7 protein-coding genes are annotated in these 5890 nt (G+C 42.1%); 6 read left to right on the forward strand and 1 reads right to left on the reverse strand.

Features of this window, described 5'->3' with window-relative positions; all coding sequences use genetic code 11:
• Positions 1–151: 151 nt before the first annotated feature.
• Together ACYQ2O_RS10035 and ACYQ2O_RS10040 are read left to right on the forward strand one after the other, a co-directional pair.
• A complete protein-coding gene (locus tag ACYQ2O_RS10035; RefSeq protein WP_459796536.1) occupies positions 152–1054 on the forward strand; it encodes an NADP-dependent oxidoreductase in 903 nt (300 codons plus the stop codon).
• 330 nt (positions 1055–1384) lie between these two features.
• Positions 1385–2554: a hydroxymethylglutaryl-CoA synthase gene (locus ACYQ2O_RS10040; RefSeq protein ID WP_459796537.1), complete on the forward strand. Its 1170-nt coding sequence runs from the start codon at positions 1385–1387 to the stop codon at positions 2552–2554.
• Between the two features lie 39 nt (positions 2555–2593).
• Here the strand turns inward: ACYQ2O_RS10040 and ACYQ2O_RS10045 are convergent, their stop codons facing one another.
• Positions 2594–2815, reverse strand: a complete 222-nt coding sequence (locus ACYQ2O_RS10045) for a hypothetical protein (protein WP_091267463.1) — start codon at positions 2813–2815, stop codon at positions 2594–2596.
• A gap of 177 nt (positions 2816–2992) precedes the next feature.
• On the opposite strand from ACYQ2O_RS10045, the gene rpmF reads away from it, so the two are divergent.
• The 4 genes from rpmF (at position 2993) to ACYQ2O_RS10065 (ending at position 5712) form a co-directional block, all read left to right on the forward strand.
• Positions 2993–3166, forward strand: a complete 174-nt coding sequence (gene rpmF, locus ACYQ2O_RS10050) for a 50S ribosomal protein L32 (protein WP_346025293.1) — start codon at positions 2993–2995, stop codon at positions 3164–3166.
• Between the two features lie 319 nt (positions 3167–3485).
• Complete coding sequence (locus tag ACYQ2O_RS10055) at positions 3486–4304, forward strand: ZinT family metal-binding protein (protein ID WP_459770452.1); 819 nt, start codon at positions 3486–3488, stop codon at positions 4302–4304.
• 47 nt (positions 4305–4351) lie between these two features.
• Positions 4352–4621 (forward strand): 30S ribosomal protein S14, encoded by a 270-nt coding sequence (gene rpsN / locus ACYQ2O_RS10060; protein WP_091267455.1) that lies wholly within the window; start codon positions 4352–4354, stop codon positions 4619–4621.
• Between the two features lie 41 nt (positions 4622–4662).
• Positions 4663–5712 (forward strand): CobW family GTP-binding protein, encoded by a 1050-nt coding sequence (locus tag ACYQ2O_RS10065; protein ID WP_459796539.1) that lies wholly within the window; start codon positions 4663–4665, stop codon positions 5710–5712.
• Positions 5713–5890: the final 178 nt, after the last annotated feature.

Genomic DNA, 5890 nt, shown 5'->3' on the forward strand with positions numbered 1-5890 from the left:
GGGGATAGTTTGGTAGTCGGATACCTACTATTTTACCGATAAATGAGGGAGGGGCAAGTGTTTTTTGTCTTTTCCTTGATAGAACAACGGTTATAGACCTTTAAGAACAAAAAAATTTGACAGTAACGAATACTTTTCAGGAGGCTATAATATGAAAGCAATAGTGATCGACGAGTTTGGCGGAATAGAAAAGCTGCAGATGAAGGACATCGATAGACCGGCTCTGAAACCTGACCGAATGATCGTTCAAATGGCTGCTACAAGTGTCAACCCGATTGATGTTAAGCGCAGGAAAGGATTGTTTGGCGGCAAGACACCAATGATCGTTGGCGGAGATGTATCGGGGACGGTAGTAGAAGTTGGCGATGATGTGACTGGTTTTAAAGTTGGGGACCGCGTCATGGCAAACGGAGCGAAAACATACGCAGAATTTGTTGTAGTAAATCCTGACAGGGCTGTGGTCCTGCCCGATACGGTCTCTTTCGAAGAAGCTGCAGCTATTCCTTTAGCCGGGCAGACGGCTTATGAAGCGGTAGTTACGCGAGGGCAAGTTAAAGAAGGACAGAGAGTTCTGATACATGGCGGTTCAGGCGGCGTAGGATCTCTTGCTGTTCAAATCGCCAAGATCAAAGGAGCCTGGGTTGCATCAACGGCAAGTGGAAAGAAGCAGAGTCTACTCAAGGATTTGGGTGTGGATCGTCCAGTCGATTACAAGTCAGAAGCTTTTGAAGAGCTGCTTGATCCAGTTGATTTTGTATTCGATACAGTGGGTGGAGATGTTCAGACTAGAAGTCTGTCGGTCATTAAAGAAGGCGGACACCTGCTGTCGATTGCAGCAGAAACCGACGAAAATACAGCCGTTAAAGCAGAGTTTTTCTCAATGAGTCCCACAAAAGAAGCGCTGGAAGATTTGCTCAAGTGGCTTGAGGAAGGAAAAATCAGACCGGTCATTTCAGAGATGCTGGACTTTACGGAAGAAGGTGTCAGGAAAGCCCACGAATTGATTGAAACAGGCCATGCAGGTGGAAAAATCATTCTGACTTTTCCTAGATAGCACAGAAACAGGAGAAGAAAGCACATTTTAATCAGAATAAGAGGAGAGGCCGTTTGCGTCGTAGCGAACGACCTCTTTTTGCTTCTCCTGTAGATAGCGGGGGGTGTCGAACCGCTCATAAACAGATATATGGACGATTAGGGTGTAAGAATGACTAGCGAATACGCCAAATATAGGTTTTATGGCATATTCGCTGTCTGACTTCGTGCATGAATGACCCTTATATTGAGATAAAAGTCATTCTTTAATTTTCTTAAATAAATTTTAAACAAGCTGATTTATACTGTATGAGAGTTAAGATAGAGAGAATGACGACAGGAGGACAATCGGTTGGATATAGGAATTGATAAGATTGGATTTTACACACCAAACGTTTTTGTAGATATGGAGAAATTAGCAGAGGTCAGAGGTGTCGATCCTGCTAAGTATACGATCGGTATTGGTCAGGAAAAGATGGCTATTGCCCCACTGCATCACGACTCGGTCAGTATGGCGGCAAATGCAGCGTTATCTATTTTAGATGATGAAGACAAAGCAGCTATCGATTTTGTCCTGTTTGGGACAGAGTCAGGTGTCGATCACTCCAAGTCTGGCGCCGTATGGGTCCATCAGCTGACAGGTATTCAGAAAAATGCGCGTTGTGTTGAGCTGAAACAGGCTTGTTACGGAGCGACAGCAGGAATCAAGATGGCAATGGGACATATTGCATTGAATCCTGAAAGTAAAGTACTCGTTTTAGGTTCGGATATTGCAAAATATGGTCTGAAAACTGGTGGGGAACCTACTCAGGGAGCTGGAGCTGTTGCGATCGTTCTTTCACAGAACCCTCGAGTCATGTCACTGGATAATGACAGCGCGTCAATGACGAAAGATATTTCTGATTTCTGGCGCCCGTTGTATTCAGACTATGCCTTTGTGGACGGAAAATTTTCAAATGAAGCTTATTTAAGCTTCTTGAAAGAAGTATGGAACAATTACAAAGAACAGACCCGTCGGGAATTGAGTGATTTTGAAGCGATGTGTTTCCACCTTCCGTATACTAAGATGGGCAAGAAAGCGATTCTTGCACTGACTGAAGACGCAGATGAAAGTGAAGCGAAGCGCCTGATGAACTCTTATCACGACAGTATCCACTATAATAAGCAAGTAGGGAATGTCTACACGGGCTCTTTATATTTGAGTCTTCTGTCACTACTGGAACAGGGACCTGAACTGGAAGAAGGCGCACGTATCGGATTGTTCAGTTACGGTTCCGGAGCGGTAGGCGAATTCTTCAGTGGGGTAGTCAAGCCTGATTATAAACAGTTCCTGAATAAAGAAGCGCATGAAGCTGTACTTGATAATCGTCGTGAGCTGTCTATTGATGAATATGAAACGACTCTTGAACAGGCGCTGCCTAAAGACGGATCAGATGTTGACATCGATAATGAACAGGTCAATGTAGGAAAGGCTCATTTAGCTGCTATTAAAGAAAATATTCGTATGTACGCCATTAAATAGAATGAATGATAAAAGCACTGGGCAGGCGCCAGTGCTTTTTTATTCGTCCATACTGTCCATGATCTGCTGTTTTGCAAGTTCGAGCAGACCTATCGTTGTGAGCTGGGAGTCTGAGGTCTGATAGGTTTTTACAATCTGATCTTTCCCTATACTTACAATAACCATACTTTCACTTGTAAGCCACTCGTCTAAATAAGAATGAACAAACTCTTCATTACTCATTCCACGAACTTTCTTTCTGCGTGCTTCTGAAAAATCCATTTTATTCAATCCTTTGTTTAAATTAAAACGTAACAATTACGATTTACTAAACTATATAGGTGTTTCCTGCAATTTTCAAGAGAATTAGAGGAAAACTCACTAGATACTTGATAATTATATAAAGGTATAGTAGAATTCTAAAACGTAACGATTACGATTTGTTGAGGAGGAAATATAATGGCAGTACCAAAAAGAAGAACATCGAAAGCTAAGCAGAGAAAGAGACGGACACATAAAGGAGCTAATGTACCTGGGGGTCTTTCTTTAGATTCAAGTACAGGAGAATATCGCATAAGCCACAGAATTTCAAAAGATGGCTATTACAATGGCAAAAAAATTCTGGATAAATAAACTGAGGTGAGAGACTGTCTCTCATCTTTTTTTATTTAAAAAATAATTCGGCAATGGAATAAACTATTTTTATTTTCGATTTCTCTTGACAGATCAAACATAAGGATGTAAAGTGATAAATCGTAATGATTACGATTTAGGAAAAGGATGATTTTTTATGACAAAAGCATACATAAAGTGGGCTGCATTTCTTGCTTCAGCTCTTCTACTGACCGCATGTACGACTGAAGAAGAACCGGAATCCAGTGCTGCTCGATCTGATACTTAAGAGACTGCTGGAGAAGACACCAATCAGTCAGCAGGAGAAGGCATCGAAATAATGGGTCTGGCGCATCACTATCATACGGGTGACGAAGTTGAGCTGGTCGCTAGCTCAGAGACTGCAGAAGATGCACAGTGGCAATGGCATACAAGAGATAGTGACGATCAGGAATGGAGTCTAGTCAGTGCTCAAACAACTGAACGCTTCTCACGTGAGGCGACACTAGATGGGCTGCAGATCAAAGCGGTTTTAGTTAACGATGATGAAGAAGTTCTTGAAGAATCAGAACCTGTAGTGGTTGAAATCGATGACCACCATGGACATGACGAAACAACACGACGCATCTATAGAGGGTTCTTCTATAATGATGAAATAGGAGACCGCGATTTGTCCGACTGGGAAGGGGATTGGCAGTCTGTCTACCCTTATCTTCAGTCTGGTGACCTGGATGAAGTCTTCGAAGCTAAGGCAGCCGAGAGCGACACAATGGACTTTGATGATTATGTCGAATACTACGATATCGGCTATGAAACAGATGTTGATCGTATTGTGATTGAAGACGACAGTTTTACTTTCTATTATCAGGATGGTAATGACTATACAGCCGAGTACGAATATGACGGCTATGAAGTATTGAATTACCAGAGAGGAAACAGAGGTGTACGCTTCATCTTTTCACGTGTAGAAGGTAGTGAAGAGATGCCTCAATATATCCAGTTCAGTGATCATATTATTTCACCGAATGAATCAGATCACTTCCACCTGTACTGGGGAGATGACCATGACGAACTGATTGATGAAGTAACAAATTGGCCAACCTATTATCCATCTGAACTTGACTCAGAAGGACTAGTGCAGGACATGCTGGCTCATTAAATAATGACTGCCCAAAAATAACCCATTACGACTAGGAGGAATCGATCATGGCAAAAAAGAGTAAAATCGCTAAATTGAAACGTCAGCAGGCAACGGTTGAAAAATATGCGGCTTTAAGAAAAGAACTGAAAGAAAAAGGAGATTATGAAGGTCTCTCAAAACTTCCAAGAGATGCATCGCCGACAAGACTGCAGAATCGTGATAGAATTGACGGCCGTCCTAGAGGATATATGAGACAGTTCGGCATGTCACGCATCAATTTTCGAAAACTGGCACATGAAGGAAAAATTCCCGGTGTGAAAAAAGCAAGCTGGTAATTCTGATGGAAAACCACTAAAGGGAAAGGCGGTTGATCACTATGGACAATAAAATACCGGTTACGATTATCACAGGATTTTTAGGAGCTGGAAAAACGACCCTGATCAATGAACTGTTGTACCAGCCACAGGATGAGAAAATAGCAGTAATTGTGAATGAGTACGGAGATGTCGGTGTTGACCATCACTTGGTAGTCAATGTTGAAGAAGAAATCTATCAGATGAATAACGGCTGTCTGTGTTGTACCTTAAGGACTGACTTGTCAGACATGCTGCAGACGATCTATTCTATTCGAGAAAAACAGACAGTGCAGATCGACCGGATCATTATCGAGACAACAGGGCTGGCTGAACCCGGTCCGATTGCTCAGACATTTATGCGTCATCCCTTTCTTCAGGAGCACTACACCATTGACTCTGTTATCACACTAGTGGATGCGGGCAGTGCATTGTACCAGCTGGCTCATTATGAAGAATCAAAAGATCAGGTTGCTTTCGCGGATAAGTTGTTATTGACTAAAGTGGATTCAGTCAGCAATGAGACGCTGCACGCTTTAAAACAGAAACTGAGAGCTCTTAACCCGTTCGCGGCTATTGATCACCTGAATTTAGAAGAAGTAGCGATAAAAGAAGTTCTTGGTCTTGAATTGTTCAACGAACAAAAAAGAGAAAAGGTTATGACCGAGGTGGATGAAGAGGAAGGCCATGACCACGACCACGGTCATGATCATGAAGTGCACCACCATCATCATGACCATCATCACACAGACGATATCGTGAAATTGTCTCTTAAAGCGAAAGATCCTATTCATCCGACACTTATTGATATGTGGATGAATGAACTGATCATGACTTATGGTATGGATCTGCTGCGTTATAAGGGCATTTTGCACTTATATAAAGATCCGAATCAGATCGTTTATCAAGGCGTCAATATGACCTTCCAGGCCGAAAGAGGACAACCGTGGGGGGACCAAGAAAAGGAATCTGTTTTAGTATTCATAGGTAAAAATCTTCCCGTGAAAGAGATGGAGTTAGCCTTCAAGAGGTGTGTTCTGACAGAAGAAGTCATGGAAGAACTGGGAATATAGTAAAGAAAATCGATAACCTGAACTATTAATTATAACGATTCAAGATTCAAGGAGTGAACTAGGAAACTCCAAGGAATAATTGGGGGAATAGCTCTTAAATGAGCATACAATTGATTGGTTTTTACAGCACTATTGGATTTATCTCGTCAAACAGGTTTTGGTTTGATGGTCTAGAAAA

The sequence above is a fragment of the Alkalibacterium sp. m-11 genome (assembly GCF_054658155.1).

Bases quoted from the DNA above. Each gene is read 5' to 3' on its own strand.
- rpmF (WP_346025293.1), top strand. From the start codon at position 2,993: ATGGCAGTACCAAAAAGAAGAACATCGAAAGCTAAGCAGAGAAAGAGA.
- rpsN (WP_091267455.1), top strand. From the start codon at position 4,352: ATGGCAAAAAAGAGTAAAATCGCTAAATTGAAACGTCAGCAGGCAACG.
- ACYQ2O_RS10035 (WP_459796536.1), top strand. From the start codon at position 152: ATGAAAGCAATAGTGATCGACGAGTTTGGCGGAATAGAAAAGCTGCAG.
- ACYQ2O_RS10065 (WP_459796539.1), top strand. From the start codon at position 4,663: ATGGACAATAAAATACCGGTTACGATTATCACAGGATTTTTAGGAGCT.
- ACYQ2O_RS10045 (WP_091267463.1), bottom strand. From the start codon at position 2,815: ATGGATTTTTCAGAAGCACGCAGAAAGAAAGTTCGTGGAATGAGTAAT.
- ACYQ2O_RS10055 (WP_459770452.1), top strand. From the start codon at position 3,486: ATGGGTCTGGCGCATCACTATCATACGGGTGACGAAGTTGAGCTGGTC.